The sequence below is a fragment of the Anaeromyxobacter diazotrophicus genome (assembly GCF_013340205.1).
Classification (GTDB): domain Bacteria; phylum Myxococcota; class Myxococcia; order Myxococcales; family Anaeromyxobacteraceae; genus Anaeromyxobacter_A; species Anaeromyxobacter_A diazotrophicus.
Window position 1 is genome coordinate 72,504 of sequence record NZ_BJTG01000005.1, and the last position, 16,010, is coordinate 88,513.

The 16,010-nt window shown below is 75.7% G+C and carries 12 protein-coding genes; 4 read left to right on the plus strand and 8 right to left on the minus strand.

Annotated features, from left to right (window positions below; all coding sequences use genetic code 11):
- Positions 1–123: 123 nt before the first annotated feature.
- Complete coding sequence (purL, locus tag HWY08_RS11560) at positions 124–2,397, minus strand: phosphoribosylformylglycinamidine synthase subunit PurL (RefSeq protein ID WP_176065251.1); 2,274 nt, start codon at positions 2,395–2,397, stop codon at positions 124–126.
- A 131-nt stretch (positions 2,398–2,528) separates the two neighbouring features.
- On the opposite strand from purL, the gene HWY08_RS11565 reads away from it, so the two are divergent.
- Entirely contained in the window at positions 2,529–2,846 is a 318-nt protein-coding gene (locus tag HWY08_RS11565; RefSeq protein WP_176065253.1) for a hypothetical protein, read from the plus strand.
- Between the two features lie 114 nt (positions 2,847–2,960).
- Positions 2,961–3,896 (plus strand): tetratricopeptide repeat protein, encoded by a 936-nt coding sequence (locus HWY08_RS11570; RefSeq protein ID WP_176065255.1) that lies wholly within the window; start codon positions 2,961–2,963, stop codon positions 3,894–3,896.
- 13 nt (positions 3,897–3,909) lie between these two features.
- Here HWY08_RS11570 and HWY08_RS11575 read toward each other — a convergent pair whose 3' ends face one another.
- From HWY08_RS11575 to HWY08_RS11605, 7 genes are all read right to left on the minus strand, one after another.
- The gene (locus HWY08_RS11575) at positions 3,910–4,410 is read right to left on the minus strand and encodes a lipocalin-like domain-containing protein (RefSeq protein ID WP_176065257.1); all 501 of its coding nucleotides are present in this window, start codon (positions 4,408–4,410) and stop codon (positions 3,910–3,912) included.
- A 41-nt stretch (positions 4,411–4,451) separates the two neighbouring features.
- On the minus strand, positions 4,452–5,693 hold the full coding sequence (locus HWY08_RS11580) for an OmpA family protein (RefSeq protein WP_176065259.1): 1,242 nt from the start codon (positions 5,691–5,693) through the stop codon (positions 4,452–4,454).
- A 90-nt stretch (positions 5,694–5,783) separates the two neighbouring features.
- The gene (locus HWY08_RS11585) at positions 5,784–6,992 is read right to left on the minus strand and encodes an OmpA family protein (protein ID WP_176065261.1); all 1,209 of its coding nucleotides are present in this window, start codon (positions 6,990–6,992) and stop codon (positions 5,784–5,786) included.
- Positions 6,993–7,091: 99 nt separating this feature from the next.
- Positions 7,092–8,147 carry an MBL fold metallo-hydrolase gene (locus HWY08_RS11590; protein WP_176065263.1) on the minus strand — a complete coding sequence of 352 codons (1,056 nt, stop codon included), beginning with the start codon at positions 8,145–8,147 and terminating at the stop codon, positions 7,092–7,094.
- A gap of 23 nt (positions 8,148–8,170) precedes the next feature.
- Entirely contained in the window at positions 8,171–8,974 is an 804-nt protein-coding gene (locus HWY08_RS11595) for a ribonuclease H-like domain-containing protein (RefSeq protein ID WP_176065265.1), read from the minus strand.
- Positions 8,975–9,053: 79 nt separating this feature from the next.
- A complete protein-coding gene (locus tag HWY08_RS11600) occupies positions 9,054–10,301 on the minus strand; it encodes an HNH endonuclease (protein WP_176065267.1) in 1,248 nt (415 codons plus the stop codon).
- 563 nt (positions 10,302–10,864) lie between these two features.
- Entirely contained in the window at positions 10,865–12,739 is a 1,875-nt protein-coding gene (locus tag HWY08_RS11605) for an AAA domain-containing protein (protein ID WP_176065269.1), read from the minus strand.
- A 120-nt stretch (positions 12,740–12,859) separates the two neighbouring features.
- Here HWY08_RS11605 and HWY08_RS11610 point away from each other — a divergent pair, with 120 nt between their 5' ends.
- A complete protein-coding gene (locus HWY08_RS11610; RefSeq protein ID WP_176065271.1) occupies positions 12,860–15,649 on the plus strand; it encodes a PAS domain S-box protein in 2,790 nt (929 codons plus the stop codon).
- Between the two features lie 18 nt (positions 15,650–15,667).
- Positions 15,668–15,967, plus strand: a complete 300-nt coding sequence (locus HWY08_RS11615; RefSeq protein WP_176065273.1) for a Smr/MutS family protein — start codon at positions 15,668–15,670, stop codon at positions 15,965–15,967.
- Positions 15,968–16,010 lie beyond the last annotated feature (43 nt).

Below are 16,010 nucleotides of genomic sequence, written 5' to 3' on the forward strand. Positions count from 1 at the left end.
CGTGCAACGGCGAGGCCGAGCCATCGGGCCAAGCCGCCTGCGGGATCTTCCCTGGCTGGTTGACCCGGGGTGCCGGATCACCCTGAAGCGGGTCGCGCGGGGTCATTGCGGTGGGTGTCCAGCCTACCCGGAGGCCGGGGGAAAGTGGGCCTCGGCGCGGCCGAGCACGCGGGGCAGGCCCGCCCGCCACGCCGCCGCCAGCTCCGCCACCGGCAGCGAGACCGCGCCCTGGATCTCGAGCCGGTCGCCGCCGACCACCCCGAGCCGCACCAGCGGCGCGCCCGCCGCCTGGGCGAGCGCCTCGAGCTCCGCCCACCGCTCCGGCGGCAAGGACACCACGATCCGGCTCCCCTCCTCGCCGAAGAGGATGAAGTCCTTCCGGCGTGGGAAGGGGACGCGCAGCGCGGCGCCGAGCCAGGGCGGCGCCCCGCCCCCGGGCGGCGGCGCGTCCATCATGCAGCACTCGGCCAGCGCCACGGCGAGGCCGCCGTCGGAGCAGTCGTGCGCCGAGGAGAGGAGGCCGTCCTTCACCGCCTGCCGCACCACCGCCTGGACCGCCTTCTCGCGGGCGAGGTCGAGCGGGGGCGGGCGCCCCGCCTCCTTCCCGTGCACCGCGGCGAGGTACTCGCTCCCGCCCACCTCGCCCAGGAGCTCGCCCACCACCGCCACCACGTCACCCGCGCGGCGGAAGGCGGCGCCGCAGGTGCGCTCCACCGGCTCCACCAGCCCCACCATGCCGATGGTCGGGGTGGGGAGGATCCCCTGCCCCTCGGTCTCGTTGTAGAGCGACACGTTGCCCGAGACGACCGGCGTCCCGAGCGCGAGGCAGGCCTCGGCGATGCCGCGCACCGCCTCCGCCAGCTGCCACATGATCTCCGGCTTCTCGGGGTTGCCGAAGTTGAGGCAGTCGGTGACCGCCAGCGGCTCGCCGCCGACGCAGGAGATGTTGCGGGCGCACTCCGCCACCGCGTGCATGGCGCCGAGGTGCGGATCGAGGAAGCAGAAGCGGCCGTTCGCGCCGACCGAGAGCGCGAGGCCCTTCCGCGCGCGCACCGGATCGCCGCCGGCGAGCCGCACCACCGCCGCGTCGCCGCCCGGGCGCACCGCCCCCACGAGCCGGACCATGTGGTCGTACTGGTGGTAGACCCACTCCTTGCTGGCGACGGTCGGGCGCCCGAGCAGCGCGACGAGCGCGCCGCCCAGGTCCTTCGGCTCGGGCAGGGTGGCCGGGTCGAAGGCGTGCAGCGCCGGCAGCGCCGGGTGCGGGGTCATGGGGCGCTGGTAGCGCGGCGCGCCCTCGGTGAGCGGCTCGACCGGGAGGTCGGCCACCACCGCGTCGCCGGAGAGCACCCGCCAGCGGCCGCTGCCGGTGACGATGCCCACCACCGCCACGTCGAGGTCCCACTTCTCGCAGATGCGGCGCACCTCGTCCTCGCGGCCGTGCGCGGCGACGAGCAGCATGCGCTCCTGCGACTCGGAGAGGAGGACCTCGTACGGCGTCATCCCCTCCTCGCGGCGCGGCACGAGGTCGATGTAGAGGTCGAGCCCGTTGCCGGCCCGGCCGGCCATCTCGACCGAGGAGCTGGTGAGCCCGGCCGCGCCCATGTCCTGGATGCCGACCACCGCGTCGGTCTGGAAGAGCTCTAGGCACGCCTCGAGCAGCAGCTTCTCCATGAACGGGTCGCCCACCTGCACCGTCGGGCGCTTCTCCTCGGTGGAGGCGTCGAACTCGGCCGAGGCCATGGTGGCGCCGTGGATGCCGTCGCGCCCGGTCTTGGCGCCGATGTACATGACCGGGTTCCCGACCCCGGCCGCCTTGCCGCGGAAGATCTTGTCGGCCGGCAGCACGCCCACCGTGAAGGCGTTCACCAGGCAGTTGCCGTTGTAGCTCGGGTGGAACATCACCTCGCCGCCCACCGTCGGCACGCCCATGCAGTTGCCGTAGCCGGCGATCCCGCCCACCACCCCCTCGAGCAGGAAGGCGGTCTTGGGGTGCGCGGGGTCGCCGAAGCGGAGCGAGTTGAGGTTCGCCACCGGGCGGGCGCCCATCGTGAACACGTCGCGCAGGATGCCGCCCACGCCGGTCGCCGCGCCCTGGTAGGGCTCGATGTACGACGGGTGGTTGTGGCTCTCCATCTTGAAGGCGGCGGCGAGCCCGTCGCCGAGGTCGATGACGCCGGCGTTCTCGCCCGGCCCCTGCAGCACCCGCGGCCCCTGGGTGGGCAGGTTCTTGAGGTGAACCCGCGACGACTTGTAGGAGCAGTGCTCGCTCCACATGACCGAGAAGACGCCCAGCTCGGTCAGGTTGGGCTCGCGCCCGAGGTGGCGCTTCACCTCCTCGTACTCCTGGGGCGTGAAGCCGTGCCGCGCGACGACCTCGGGCGTGATCTCGCTCATGGGGAGGCGGATTCTAGCGGCGAGACCGTGGCAGGGCGAGCGCGGCGAGCGGCCAGCGCAACCCCGCCGGTGCGCGCGGGTTGAATGGACCGGGCCGGGCGATCGTCCGCCTGCCCGAAAGGAACTCCGCCATGACCTCGACCTCCTCCAGGATCGCCGCCGCCCTCCTCGCCGTCGCCCTCGCCGCCCCCGCCCTCGGGGCCGAGGTGGACCGCCGGGAGGCGAACCAGCAGGACCGCATCGCCCAGGGCGTGAGGAGCGGCGAGCTGACGCCGGGCGAGACCGCCCGCCTCGAGCGCAAGGAGGCGCGCATCGACCGCCAGATCAAGGCGGACCGCGCCGCGAACGGCGGCAAGCTCACCCCGGCCGAGCGCCGCCAGATCAACCGGGAGCAGAACCGCACCTCGCGGCAGATCTACCGGGCGAAGCACAACGACCGGAAGATGTGAGCGCGCGTCCCGCTCCCCGCTCCCCGCGCCGCGCTCCGGCGGGGAGCGGCCGCCGGCCGCCGCTCGGGCTAGAGTCGCGATCGGGCGCTTCCAGACGTCGCAGCGGGGCGGGAGATGAGCGCACTCGACGAGGCCCTCGACGCGATCCGCCGGCGCGACGCGGGGCGCGCCGAGGACCGCGCGCGCCGCGCCGTCGAGGAGGCGCCCGGCGCCGCCCGCGCCCGGGCCGCGCTGGCGCTGGCCCTCGTCCTGGCGCGGCGCGGCCGCGAGGCGCTCGCGGAGGCCGACCGGGCGGTCGCCGCCGCCCCCGGCGAGGCCTGGCCCCGCCTCGTCCGGGCGTCGGCGCTCCGCCTGCTGGGGCGCGGGCGCGAGGCGATCGCCTCCGCCGAGGAGGCGGTGCGGCTCGCGCCCGGCTCGCCTCGCGCGCAGCTCGGCCTGGCCCTCTCCCTCTTCGCCGCCGGGTACGGGGACGAGGCGCGCGGGCCGCTCGCGCGCGCCCGCGACGCCGTCCCCGAGGATCCGCTGGCGGTGCGGCTGCTGGGCGAGCTCGAGCTGCGTCGCGACCCGGCGGCGGCGGAGGCGATCTTCCGCGCCGCCTTGCGCGCCGACGCCCGCAGCGCCGACGCGCGCGCCGGCCTCTCCCGCGCCCTGGCGCGGCAGGGGCGAGCGGAGGAGGCCGAGGAGGCGTTCGAGGCGGCCGCGGCGCGGGACCCGTCGTTCACCGCCGACCGCGACGCCCGGCGCCGGGAGGTGGGCTCCTTCCTGCAGGCGACCGTGGCCGCGTTCGTCGTGGTCCTGTGCCTCCAGCTCGCCCAGGGGGTGATCGCCGGGCGCTGGCCGGCGGCGCGGGTCGCGGCGACCGCGCTCTCGTTCGTCGCGACCGCCGCGGTGCCGATCGCCCTCATCGCCTGGGCCTCGCTGCGGCTGCGGCGCGCCCGGGCCGGCGCCGCCCCCGACCCGCAGCTGCCGTCCCTCGCCGACGCCGTCCAGGAAGCCGCCACCTCTTCCGCTGGGCGCCCGCCGGGCGATCCCCAGCCCGCACCCCGGTGAACGTGCGCGCGAGCTATCGCGCCCGCCTCCAGACGACCTCGACGACCTCGGCGCCGATCGCCGGCGCCCGGTTCACCCACTTCATCTCGTCACCGCTGAGGGTGAGCTGGCGCTTCTGGTCCGCTCCCACCCAGTTCGGGAACGTGCTGGCCTCCGGGCGCAGGATGAGCACCCCGCCCGCGCCGTCGAGCCGGTAGGTGCCGAAGAACGACAGCGAGCCGGCGAGGACCGCCTTGTTCTCCTCGGGGGTCCCGGCCTCCCGCTTGCCGGCGGCGAACCTCGGAAGATCGGACCGGGCGATCATCAGGATGAAGCGGCCGCCGCGATCGAGCATCATGCAGCCCAGCGGGTGCGGGCCGAGCGGCTCCGTGGTCTTCCCTCCGTGGAGAGCCGTCTCGGAGACGAGCGTCCAGGTGCCGATCACGGCGTCGGCCGCCGCCTGCTGCGCGCGGGCGCTCCCCGCGAAGCCGAGCTGGAGGGCCGCGAGCAGGGCGAGCCTCACGATGGTGTTCATGGCGTTCCTCCTCGGCCGTTCGAGTCGAAGGCCTCGCCCCCTCAGCTGGCCGTGCCCGTCAGCTTGACGAACTCCACGCGCCGGTTGTTGGCGCGCCCCTCGGCGGTGTCGTTCGGGCCCATGGGCTTCGTCGCGCCGAGGCCCTTCGACACGAGCCGCTGCTCGGCGACGCCCTGCTTCACGAGCCAGGTCCTCACCGAGGCGGCTCGCCGCTCCGAGAGCGGACCGTTCACCTTTGGTCCGCCCTGGTCGTCGGTGTGCCCCTCGATCCGGAAGCGGAGCGCCGCGTCCTCGGTGAGGAGGGCCAGCACCGACCGCAGCGCCGGGCCGGACTCGGGCTTGATGACGTCGGAGCCGCTGTCGAACAGGATGCCGTGGGTGACGACGCGCCCCTCGCCGGCGAGCATGGCCTTGGGGTCCTTCCCCCCGCCCTCCGCGAGCTGGAAGCTCGTCACGCGCTCGTGATCGCCGGCGGGCCCTCCGCCGTAGACCGGACCGAAGCCGAGCCCGAGGCGGGTGATCGGGCGCTCCACCGCCTCCGGGTCGGAGAGGGCGCGCTCGCCGTCGATGTACACCTTCACCTGCGTCCCCGAGACCGCCACCGCGACGTGGTGGATCCCCTTCTCGAAGGGGTCCTTCCCGCGCGCGTTGGCGGAGGCCACCTCGCGCCCGTTCTCGTGGAAGACGATCGCGTGGCCGCCCTCGTTGCGCGGCTTCGAGAAGACGAGCTCGAAGGGCCCCTCGACGTCGGCGTCGAGCTCGATGGTGAACTTCTTCGGCAGGTCGCCCTTCACCGCGTAGCGCAGCCACTGGAGCGCCCCTTGCTGCCCGTCCTTCTGGTAACGCGCCTTGAGGAACCGCTTCCCGCCGACCTCGACCACCTCGACGGCGTTCCCGCCGCCGCCCTTGATGGTCCACTTGGCCGGGTACTCGCCGACGTCGGTGTCGCTGAAGTCGTCGCAGGCGAGCACCTTGTCGCCGCGGACGAAGTCGTACCGGTTGCCGTACACCTCGCCCGCCGCCGGCGCGGCGGCCGCCGGCGCCTCGCCCGCCGCCGGCTCCACCTTCGCGACGCCCCCGTCCTGAGGCTGCGGTTGCTGCGCTGGCTTGCCCTTGTCGACGCGCACCGCGCCCCGCGCGGCGTCCTCCGCCTGCTTCCCCACCTCGTCCGCGGCGCCGCGCTTCGCCCGCTCCTTCACCTGATCGAGCAGCCCGCCGAACTGCGCCTGCGCCGCGAAGGCGAACGCCAGCCCCGCCGCGACCCCCATCTTCCGCAGTGACATGCGTGGATCCCCCGCGCGGGGTTGTAGGTCGACCGGAGCGGTCGTGACCCAGCCCAGCGGGGGACGGCCTTCGGGCCTAAGCGCCCCGCGTCAGCTGCCGGGCACGCCGAGCCTGACGAACTCCACCCGCCGGTTGTTGGCGCGCCCCTCGGCGGTGTCGTTCGTGTCGATGGGCTTGGTCGCGCCGAGCCCCTTCGCCTGGAGCCGCCGCTCCTCGATCCCCTGCCTCACGAGCCAGGTCCTCACCGAGGCCGCGCGGCGCTCCGAGAGCGGGCCATTGACCTTCGCCCCGCCGACCGCGTCGGTGTGGCCCTCGACGGAGAAGCGCAGCGCGGGGTCGTCGGCGAGGAGCGCCTGGATCGCCCGCAGCGTCGGGCCCGACTCCGGCTGGAGGACGTCCGAGCCTGTCTCGAAGAGGATGCCGTGGGTGACGATGCGCCCGTCCCCGGCCAGCATCGTCTTCGCGTCCTTGCCTCCCTCGGCCAGCCGGAAGTTCGTGACGAGCTGGTGGTCGCCGCGCTCGTCGTGCGTGCCCTCGAAGGCGAGGCCGAGCCGGGTGATGGGCCGCACGACGCCGTCGGGGTCGGAGGCGACGCGCTCGCCGCCGACGTACACCTTCACCTGCGTCCCGGAGACCGCGATGGCGACGTGCCGTACGCCGCGGTCGTACGGGGTCTGTCCCTCGGTGTGCGCCGTGGTGACGCCGCGGCGCTCCCAGTTGAAGCGGACGCCCTGGCCACCCCAGTTGAGCGTCTTCGAGAACAGCACCGTGAACGGCGCCTGCATGTCGGCGTCGAGCTCGATCGTGAACTTCCTCGGCAGGTCGCCCTTGATCGGGTAGCGCAGCCAGTGCACCGAGTGCGGCTGCCCGTGCGGCTGGTAGCGCGTCTTCAGGAAGCGCTTCCCGCCCACCTCGACCACCTCGACCGCGTTCCCGCCGCCGTCCTTGAGGGTCCACTTCGCCGGATACTCGCCGACGTCGGTGTCGCCGAAGTCGTCGTAGACGAGCACCCGGTCGCCGGGGACGAAGTCGAAGCGGTTGCCGTACACCTCGCCCGGCGGCGGCGCGTCGGCCGGCTTCGCCTCGCCCGGCGCCGGCTCCCCGGCCGGCGCCGCCTTCGGCTTCTCCGGCGCGGGCTTCTTCCCGTCCACCCGCACCGCCTCGCGCGCCTTCTGCTCCGCCTGCTTGCCGACCTCGTCCTGCGCGCCGCGCGCCGCGCGGTCCTTGACCTTGTCGAGGAAGCCGCCGAACTGCGCCTCCGCCGGCGTCGCCATCCCGAGCGCGGCGAGGCACGCCACCACCACTCTCCGTGACATACGGAACCCCCCGTTCGCCAGGAGTGTAGGCCGGAGCGGCCGGGCGTGACGCGGCGCCTGGCGGGGAGCGACCTTCGGGCGCTAGCCGCCGCCCGGCCCGGGACGCCCCGCCCCGGCGGCAGCGACGGCGCGCCGCACCTCGATGGACTCGCCCACCGCCAGCACCCGCACCCGCTCCGCCGCGAGCCCGAGCCGCGCCCGCTCCGCCTCGAGGCGCCGCGGCGGCTCGTCGAGCGGCTCGTCCGAGAGCTTGAACGTCCCCCAGTGCATCGCCACGAAGGTGGCGGCGCCGAGGTCGCCGAAGGCGCGGAGCGCCTCCTCCGGGTTCAGGTGCTGCGGAGACATGAACCAGGCGGGGTCGTAGGCGCCGATGGGGAGGAGCGCCGCGTCGATCCGGAACCGGCGGCCGATCTCGGCGAAGCCGTCGAACCAGCCGGTGTCGCCCGAATGGTAGACGGTCGCGGACGATCCCTTCACGACGAAGCCGCCCCACAGGGCGCGGTTCGTGTCCCCGAGGCTCCGGCGGCTCCAGTGCTGGGCCGGCACGAACGTCACCTCCACCGGACCGATCCGCGCCGTCTGCCACCAGCCGAGCTCGGCGCAGGCGAGGCCCGCCTTCTCGAGCAGCCTGCGCTGGCCGAGGCCGGCGTACACCACCGCCCCGACCCGCGTGAGCGTCGGCAGGTCGAGGTGGTCGTAGTGGCCGTGCGACACGAGGGCGGCGTCCACGTGCGGGAGCTGCTCCGGAGTGAGGCCCGGCGGCACGTTGCGCGGGACCGTCACGACCTTCTCGCCCAGCACCGGGTCGACGAGCAGCGACACCCCGTCGAGCTGGACCAGGAAGCTGGCGTGGCCGAGCCAGGTGATCCGCGCGCCCTCGCCCGGCGCGGGCGGGACCGCCAGGCGCGCCAGGTCCGGCGCGAGCGAGGGCACCGGGGCGCGATCGGGCGCGCTGCGCCGCTTCCCGGTGAGGCGATCCAGCACCGACCACTTCAGCACCGCCCCGAGCCCCTTCGGCCCGGAGCCGTCGAGGTTCACGAAGCGGCCCTCGGCGTCGCGCGGCTGCCGGAACGGCGCGGCGGCGACGGCGACCGCGAAGGCGAGGAGCGGCGTGAGCGCGACGAGGATGCGGTGCATCGGGGCCCCTTCGCTCGGACGCGCTAGATGGCGAGGAGCCGCTTCGTCACGTCGTAGAGCACCTCGCCGCGCTCCCAGGGCGCCACCGGCTCGCCCGGCAGCTCGAACCGCTCGAGCATCCGGTTGTAGCCGAGGGCCATGAGCGCCTTGAGGTTCACCGTGTCGTAGAGGTTGTACTCGGCGAGGCGGCGCAGCGCCTCGCGGTCGCCGGCGCGGTGCCGCCGCCACAGGCGCACCGCCTCCATCCCGTCCACGCCGGCGAGGTGGCCGGGGCGGCCGACGCCGGTCTCCTGCTCGAGGAGCTTGAGGCCCCCCTGGTGGCCGAGGCGGCCCCAGAGGTGGCGCAGGTCGACGTGGGCGCGGGGGGCGCGCCAGCCGGGGAAGGCGCGCTCCAGGATGGGGACGTCGAACGAGGCGCCGTTGAAGGTGACGAGCACCTTCCAGGCGCGGGTCGCGTCCGGGAAGTCGTCGAGGTCCTTGTCCCGCAGGAAGACGCGCGGGCCGTCGCGGTCGAGGACGCCCACCGCGGTGACGAGGTCGCCGCCGTCGGTCTCGATGTCGAGGAAGGCGGCGTCGGCCTCGAAGGTGCGGTAGAGGCGCCAGCGCTCGCGGGCCGGCATGAGCGCGGCGAGCGCGCCGACGTCGCCGCCTTCGAGCGCCGCCCGCGCCGCGGCGATCGCCTCGCGCACCCGGCCGTCGAGCCGCGCCGAGAGCGCCACCTCGGGGGCGGCCGGGAAGCCGTCCCAGCTGCGGACGCCGGCCGCCCAGAGCTGGCGCTCGCGGTAGGGGCCGATGCCGGGGGTGAGCTGGAAGGTCGAGAGGAGCACGGGGCGCACCATAGCTCGGCCCGGTGACGCGGCAGATCGGGGGGGGACGCGGGACGGCTTCGCGAAGGGCGAGATCGGCTCATGATCCGGTACCTCGCCGGTCCGGCGTCGGCGTCGCCCCCGCGGTCTGCGCGCCCTTGCCGCACGCCCCTGAAGTGCTTCCGCCAGCGGCGGTGGGTGGAGTGCTCCGGTCCGCATCATTCCGAAACTGGTCCATGTGCTCCCTGCCGAAGACCTGCTGAGCGTGCAGCGAATTGTGAGTGCGGCACACCAGTCTCAGGTTCTCGGCGGTGCTGCGCCCGCCGAGCGCCACAGGCCGGATGTGATCGAGCTCCAGCATCCAGGTGCTCTCACAGCGGCGGCCGCCCGCCGAACACCAGGCGCAGCGCCCACCGTCCCGCTTCCAGACCTCGCGGCGCACCGCGGCCGGGATGGGCTCGCGCTGGCCAGGGGTCGGAGGGGGTGCCTTCTCCGCCGGCGCGGGGCTCTTCCGCGCCCGCGAGGGCTCCACCGCCCCGCGGCGCTTGCCATGCTTCTCCAGCGCGCACTTCACCGCTTCCCGGAGAAGCGCGCCGAGGTCGCCGTTCCTGACCTTGTGGGCGAGGAGCGACTTCAGCTGGTCCAGGTCCTTCTTCAGCGCGGCGTCCACGGTGACCCGTAGCGAGTAGGTGTCGGCGTCGAGAGGTTCGAGCGTGGCGCGGCGCCCAGGAGCGGGCTGCGCAACGTGAAGCTGGGGCGGGCACGCCTGCGCCGCGGACGCCTCGGGCCTGGGGGCCTCCACGAACGTCGCCGCGGGCTGTAGGGCGGGGGCTCGTCCCCCGCCGCGGGCGAGCTCGACGCAGCCCGCCCCGAGCGGCCCCGAGAGCGCGGCCGGCGCCTGTTCCGACCTCGGCAGCCGCCGCAACCCCTCCCTCGGCGCCTGCCGCGGCTGCAGCGACGCGACGAGGTGCTCCGTCTCCGTCTTCGTCTTGTACGCGGCCCTCTGGACGAGCTCCTCCCAGTTCGTCTCCGTGAGCACGGGCCCGAGCGCCGCGGCCGTGGACAGGGAGAGGCGCCCGTCGCGCAGAGGTTCCGCGAGCCCGGGGAGCCGGCGCAGCACGCGCATGGCGGCGATGCGCCGGCCCGCCGCCCCCTCGCTGAGGTGAAGGGCGCGAACGCACCACTCCCAAAGTGACGGGTATCCGGCCTCGGCCCAGGCTCGCCGCTGGTCGAAGACGTCGAGGTGGAGGAGGAACTCGACCTGCGTGTGGCGCTCGTCCCTGGCTAGCGCGGCCAGGCGATGGGAGAGGGCGGCGGTATCGAGGGAAGCGGGCGCGGCGTCGGGCATGGAGACCTCTGGTGCGTGTTCGCTGACGGTAACACGCAGTCTTCGAGCCGCCGGGAAGGCCCCTGGCGGCCGCGTCCATGCGTCTTCGGGAGGTGGCCGCCGACTTCGCCTTCGGCTGCGCCGAGCGCCCCGCAGCCGCCAGGCACGGCGCGCTGGCGCGTGATTCTGAAGCGCCGTGAGCGCGCGAGCGCCCTTGGCTTCGAAGGCGGTCAAGCGCGAACCACACTCACCGTTGGGGCGTGCGCCACGGACGCACCGTGCTGCACCCTCAGCGAACCCCTGTAAGCCGCGCACGCGCCGCCGCCTCGAACGCGCGGCTCCGCCTCGCGTGCGCCGCCCGCCGGCCAGCGCCGCTCGGCGTCGCGCCACCGGCCGCCCACCTGCCGCGCCCCGTCGCTGCCGAGGCCGCCGGCCCGCCAAGACCGCCCGCGGCTGCGGGGCCGCATGCGCCCTCGAAGATTTGAGTCATGATGAGCCCTGGCCCTCTCCCGCTGCGCGGGGCGAGGGAGATCGGCACGGACCACGGGCGGGGCAAGCGAGACCGGAGCGATGGGCACGCGCGGTCAGCCCTCCCGCTCCCACGCGCTCCGCCAGGCGCCGGTCCGCTGGGCGTGCTCCAGGAAGGCGGCGTAGAAGGGGTGGCGGGAGACGGTGGCACCGTCGCCCACCACCACCAGCTTGCGGCGGGCGCGGGTGAGCGCGACGTTCATGCGCCGCACGTCGGCGAGGAAGCCCACCTCGCCCGCCTCGTTGGAGCGCACGAGCGACACCACCACCGCCTCCTTCTCGCGGCCCTGGAAGCCGTCGACGGTGTCCACCTCCAGGCCCTCGTCCACCCGCGCCGCGAGGAGCTGCCGCAGGCGCTGCACCTGGGCGTCGTAGGGCGAGATCACCGCCACGTCGGCCGGCGCGACGCCGAGCGCCAGCACCCGCTCCACCTCCGCCGCGGCCAGCTCCGCCTCGCCCTCGTTCTGCTTCGAGTCGGACCCCTCCGGCGTGGACTCCTCGAAGCCGCGCCCGGCCGTGTCCACCACCTCGAGCGGCGCCGCGTCGAGCCCGCGCGCGGCGGCGGCCGGGTGGGCGCGCAGCGCGCCGCCGTAGAGCGCGTCCGAGGGGAAGCGCATGATCGCCTCGTGCATCCGGTGCTGCTCGAGCAGGGTGACCTTCACCGCGTCGCCGTGCAGCGCCACCAGCCGCTCGAAGAGCGAGACGCCCAGCCCGCCCGCCTGCGCGGCGGCGGAGAGGACCGTCGGCGGCAGCTGCAGGTGGTCGCCGGCCAGCACCGCCCGGTCGGCCCGGAGCAAGGCCAGGTAGGCGGCCGGCTCCACCGCCTGCGTCGCCTCGTCCACGGCCGCCAGCGCGAAGCGGCGGCCCGCCAGCGCGGGGCCGTCGAGCGAGGTGAGCGTGGCGAGCACCACCGGCGCGCGCTCGAGCACCTCCGCCTCGGCGCGCGCCTCGAGCGCCCGCGCCTCGGCGAGCAGCGCCCGCGCGTCGCGCTCGGCCACCCGCGCCTCGCTGAAACGCCCCGGGCCCCGGCGCTGCTTGCGCTTGCGGGCGTCGCGGCGGAGCTGGAGCGCCTCCCGCACCAGCTCCGCGGCGATGCGCGCCGCCTCGTGCGAGGCCACCCGCGCCTCGAGGGTGTGGTCGAGCAGCGCCGGCAGCACGCGCGCCGGGTGCCCCACCCGCACCCCGTCCACGCCCGCCGCGGCGAGCCGCTCGAGCAGGTTGTCCACGGCCAGGTTCGAGGGCGCGGCCGCCAGCACCCGCTCGCCGCGCGCCACCGCCCGGCGCACCACCTCCACCAGCACCGTGGTCTTGCCGGTGCCGGGCGGCCCGTGCACGAGCGCGAGGTCGTCGGCGCGGTCGGCGAGGTCGAGCGCGCGCTCTTGCTCCGGGTTGAGCGGGGCCGCGAGCTCCGGGCCGCGGGCGCGCGCGGCGAAGGCCGGCGCCGCCCCCGCCAGCACGGCGTGCCAGCGCCGCCCCTCCTTCGCCTGCGCCATCCGCCCGAGCCCGGCGGCGAGCCGCTCCCAGGTGACGGGCGACGGCTCCAGCTCCAGCGTGACCCGGCCCTCGGTGGCCCAGTCCGGCGGCGGCTCGTCGAACGCGACCGCCACCCGCTGGCGGGTGCGCCGCGCCACCACCCCCGCCGGCGCGTCCTCCGCCGCCCTCGGGGCGTGCCGCGGCTGCACCCGCACCAGCGCGCCCACCCCGAGGCGCGCCCCGCCCAGCGGGCGCCCGTCGGCGCGGCCGTAGCTGACGAGCGCCCGGCCGGCCAGGCCGGACTCGTCGAGCGCCTCGACCTCCGGCAGCGCGAGGCCGCGCGCCGCGCGCTCGGCGACGGACCACCGCCCGCGCGCCTCCTCGAAGCGGGCGCGCTCCTCCTCGCGCTCGGCGGCGAGGAGCGCCCGTAGCCGCTCGAGGTGATCGGGGAGCTCCAAGTCCGCCCTTCATACCCGGCCAGCCGCGCGCCGTCGCGCGTCGGAGGCAGGGTGGGCGGGACACCCACCCCCGAGACCCCGGGGGTGGCGCGCGAGGAACTCCTGTCGGAGAATCCGCCGGTGAGACTCGTCGAGGGGGATCCCGGCTCCGAGCAGAGCACGCGCCCGGAGGCGCTCGAGCGCGGAGCTCTCGCCGATCCCGGGCAGGACGCGATCGTCCTGCTCGATCCCGACGGGCGGGTGCAGGCCTCCTCCGGCGCGCTGGCGCTCGCCTTCGGCCACGCCCCCGAGGCGCTCCGCGGCCAGCACGTGCTCGACCTGGTGCACTCCGCCGACGCGGCGCTGGTGGCGCACGCCCTGGGCGGCGTGGCGCAGGGCCGGTCACAGGTGGTCGAGCTGCGGGTCCGCGCCGCCGACGGCTCCTTCGGCTGGGCCGAGGTCACGGCGCGCCCGCTCCCCGCCGCCGGGTCGCTCGAGCGCATCGCGCTCGCCGTGCGCGCCGTGCCCGGCCGGCGGAGCGCCACCGCGGCGCCCGGCGCCTCGGCCGGCGACGGCTACATGGAGCTCGACGCCGACGCGCTCGTCGCCTTCGTGTCCCGCCGCTACCTCGAGCTGTTCGGGCTCGACGCTGCCGAGATCGCGCGCGTCACCGCCGTGCCCGCCCGGGAGCAGCGCGACGCGATCACGACGCTCATCTCGGCCAGGGTGGCGGATCGGCCGTCGTACCTGGCCGGCGTCTCGGCTCACTTCCAGCTCTCGGACGAGATCACGTTCGAGGACATCGCGCTCGTGGACGGGCGCACCGTCGAGCGGTACGGCGCCCCCCACCGCGACGCCGCCGGCCGGGTGGTGGGGCGGGCGCTCTTCCTGCGCGACGTGACCGCCCGCCGGCACGGCGAGATCGAGCTCCGCGAGCGCGCGCGGCAGCAGGCGACGGTGGCCGAGCTGGCGGAGCTGGCGCTCAACGCCGAGGCGCTGGAGCCGCTGCTCACGCTGACCACCCGGCTCGTCGCGGCCACCCTCGGGTGCGAGCTGGTGCAGCTCCTCGAGGCGACGCCGGACGGCGACCGCCTCCTGGTGCGCACCAGCAACGTGCCGCACGAGCCGCCGCCCGAGGGCGGCGTCCCGTCCGGCGGCGGCTCGCTCTCCGGGTTCACCTTCCGCGAGCAGGCGACGGTGGTGGTGGCGGACCTCGCGACCGAGCAGCGCTTCCAGGCGCCCGCGCTCCGCGCGCTGGGGGTGGTGAGCAGCGTCGCCGTCCTGGTGCGGGGGCGCGACGGCGTGTTCGGGGTGCTGCAGGCGCACGCGCGCCGGCAGCGCCGCTTCACCGCCGACGAGGTGCACTTCCTCGAGACCGTGGCGAGCCTCCTCTCCGCCATGCTCGCCCGCCACGACGCCGAGGAGCTGCTGGTGGCGCGCGAGCGCCAGCTCCGCGCCATCGTCGAGCACGCCACCGACGCCATCACCACCTTCGACGACCAGGGCCGGCTGGCCGAGGTGAACCCCGCCGCTTGCCGCCTCTTCGGCCGCACGCGCGCGGAGCTGGTGGGCCAGGTCGCCACCCCGCTCTTCGGGGAGCGCAACGCCCCGCAGGTCGCCGCCATCGGCGCGCGCCTGCAGACCGAGGGCCGCTGCGCCGGCGAGCTCGAGGTCGCCCCGCCGGGCGTGTCGCCCCGCCAGGTGGAGTACACCGCGGTGGCGCGCATCCTCCCCGGGCTGCACCTCGGGCTCATGCGCGACGTCACCGAGCGCCGGGCGCTGCAGGCGCGGCTGGCGCTGGCCGACCGCATGGCGTCGGTGGGGACGCTCGCGGCCGGGGTGGCGCACGAGCTCAACAACCCGCTCTCCTACGTCATGGCCAACCTGGCCTGGGTGGCCGAGATGGTGTCGGGGCGGCCGGCCGCGGCGGACGGTCCCGCGCGCGACGACCTGGCGCAGGCGATGGCGGACGCGCAGGCGGGCGCCCAGCGCATGCGCGACATCATCCGCGACTTGCGCACCTTCTCGCGCGGCGACGAGACGCGGGCCGGCGAGGTGCGCCTCGAGCCGGTGCTCGAGTCCTGCGTCCACATGGCGTGGAACGAGATCCGCCACCGGGCGCGGCTCATCCGCGACTTCCGGGCGGCCCCCTCGGTCCACGGCAACGAGGCGCGGCTGGCGCAGGTGTTCCTGAACCTGCTCGTGAACGCGGCCCAGGCCATCCCGGAGGGCGCCGCGGACCACAACGAGATCCGGGTGACGGTGCGCCCGCTCGACGACGACCGGGTGGCGGTGGAGGTGCAGGACACCGGCGCCGGCATCGCCCCCGAGCACCGCCCGCGCATCTTCGACCCCTTCTTCACCACGAAGCCGCCCGGCGTCGGCACCGGCCTCGGCCTCTCCATCTGCCACAACCTCGTCGCCGCCATGGGCGGCACCATCGAGGTGGAGAGCGCGCCGCTCGCGGGGGCGCTCTTCCGCGTGGTGCTGCGGCGCTGGACCGGGCCGGCCGAGGCGCTGCCGCTGCCGCTCCCGGAGCCCGCGCCCCAGCCGGCCCGGGGCCGGGTGCTGGTGGTGGACGACGAGCCGGCGGTGGGCGCCGCGGTCCGCCGCACGCTCGCGGCGGAGCACGACGTGGACGTGGTGACGAGCGCGCGCGAGGCGCTCGAGCGGCTCGACGCCGGGACCCGGTACGACGTGGTGGTGACCGATCTCCTCATGCCGGACCTCACCGGCATCGACCTGTGGCGCGAGCTGCGGGTGCGGGCGCCCGCGCTGGCGGAGCGGATGATCTTCGTCACCGGCGGGGCCTTCACGCCCGCCTCGCACGACTTCGTCGAGCGCCACCGCGAGTCGTGCCTGGAGAAGCCGTTCGAGCTGGAGCAGCTGCGGAGCCTGGTACGGGCGCGGCTGGCGGCGCGCGCGGCGTAGCGGCGCTATCCTCCCGCGGTGGACGGCCCCCCCGAGGACGAGCCGGTCGAGCTGCCCATCGATGGGACCCTCGACCTGCACACCTTCCGCCCCGCCGAGGTGAAGGACCTCGTGCCGGAGTGGCTCGCCGCCTGCCAGGAGCGGGGCCTCACCCAGGTCCGGATCGTGCACGGCAAGGGGACCGGGGCGCTGCGCCGGACCGTCGAGGCGATCCTCGCCCGCTCGCCGCGGGTGCGCGCCTTCCGCCCCGCCGACGAGGCGGGTGGCGGATGGGGCGCGACGCTCGTCGACCTGGCCCGGGCCCGGGAGCGGCAGTAACGTCCTCGCCGCGGCGGGGGACGAGCCCCCGCCCTACATCCGA

What these genes read in the sequence shown, in the direction of transcription:
- purL (WP_176065251.1), bottom strand. Translation starts at nt 2,397, where the DNA reads ATGAGCGAGATCACGCCCGAGGTCGTCGCGCGGCACGGCTTCACGCCC.
- HWY08_RS11565 (WP_176065253.1), top strand. Translation starts at nt 2,529, where the DNA reads ATGACCTCGACCTCCTCCAGGATCGCCGCCGCCCTCCTCGCCGTCGCC.
- HWY08_RS11570 (WP_176065255.1), top strand. Translation starts at nt 2,961, where the DNA reads ATGAGCGCACTCGACGAGGCCCTCGACGCGATCCGCCGGCGCGACGCG.
- HWY08_RS11575 (WP_176065257.1), bottom strand. Translation starts at nt 4,410, where the DNA reads ATGAACACCATCGTGAGGCTCGCCCTGCTCGCGGCCCTCCAGCTCGGC.
- HWY08_RS11580 (WP_176065259.1), bottom strand. Translation starts at nt 5,693, where the DNA reads ATGTCACTGCGGAAGATGGGGGTCGCGGCGGGGCTGGCGTTCGCCTTC.
- HWY08_RS11590 (WP_176065263.1), bottom strand. Translation starts at nt 8,147, where the DNA reads ATGCACCGCATCCTCGTCGCGCTCACGCCGCTCCTCGCCTTCGCGGTC.
- HWY08_RS11600 (WP_176065267.1), bottom strand. Translation starts at nt 10,301, where the DNA reads ATGCCCGACGCCGCGCCCGCTTCCCTCGATACCGCCGCCCTCTCCCAT.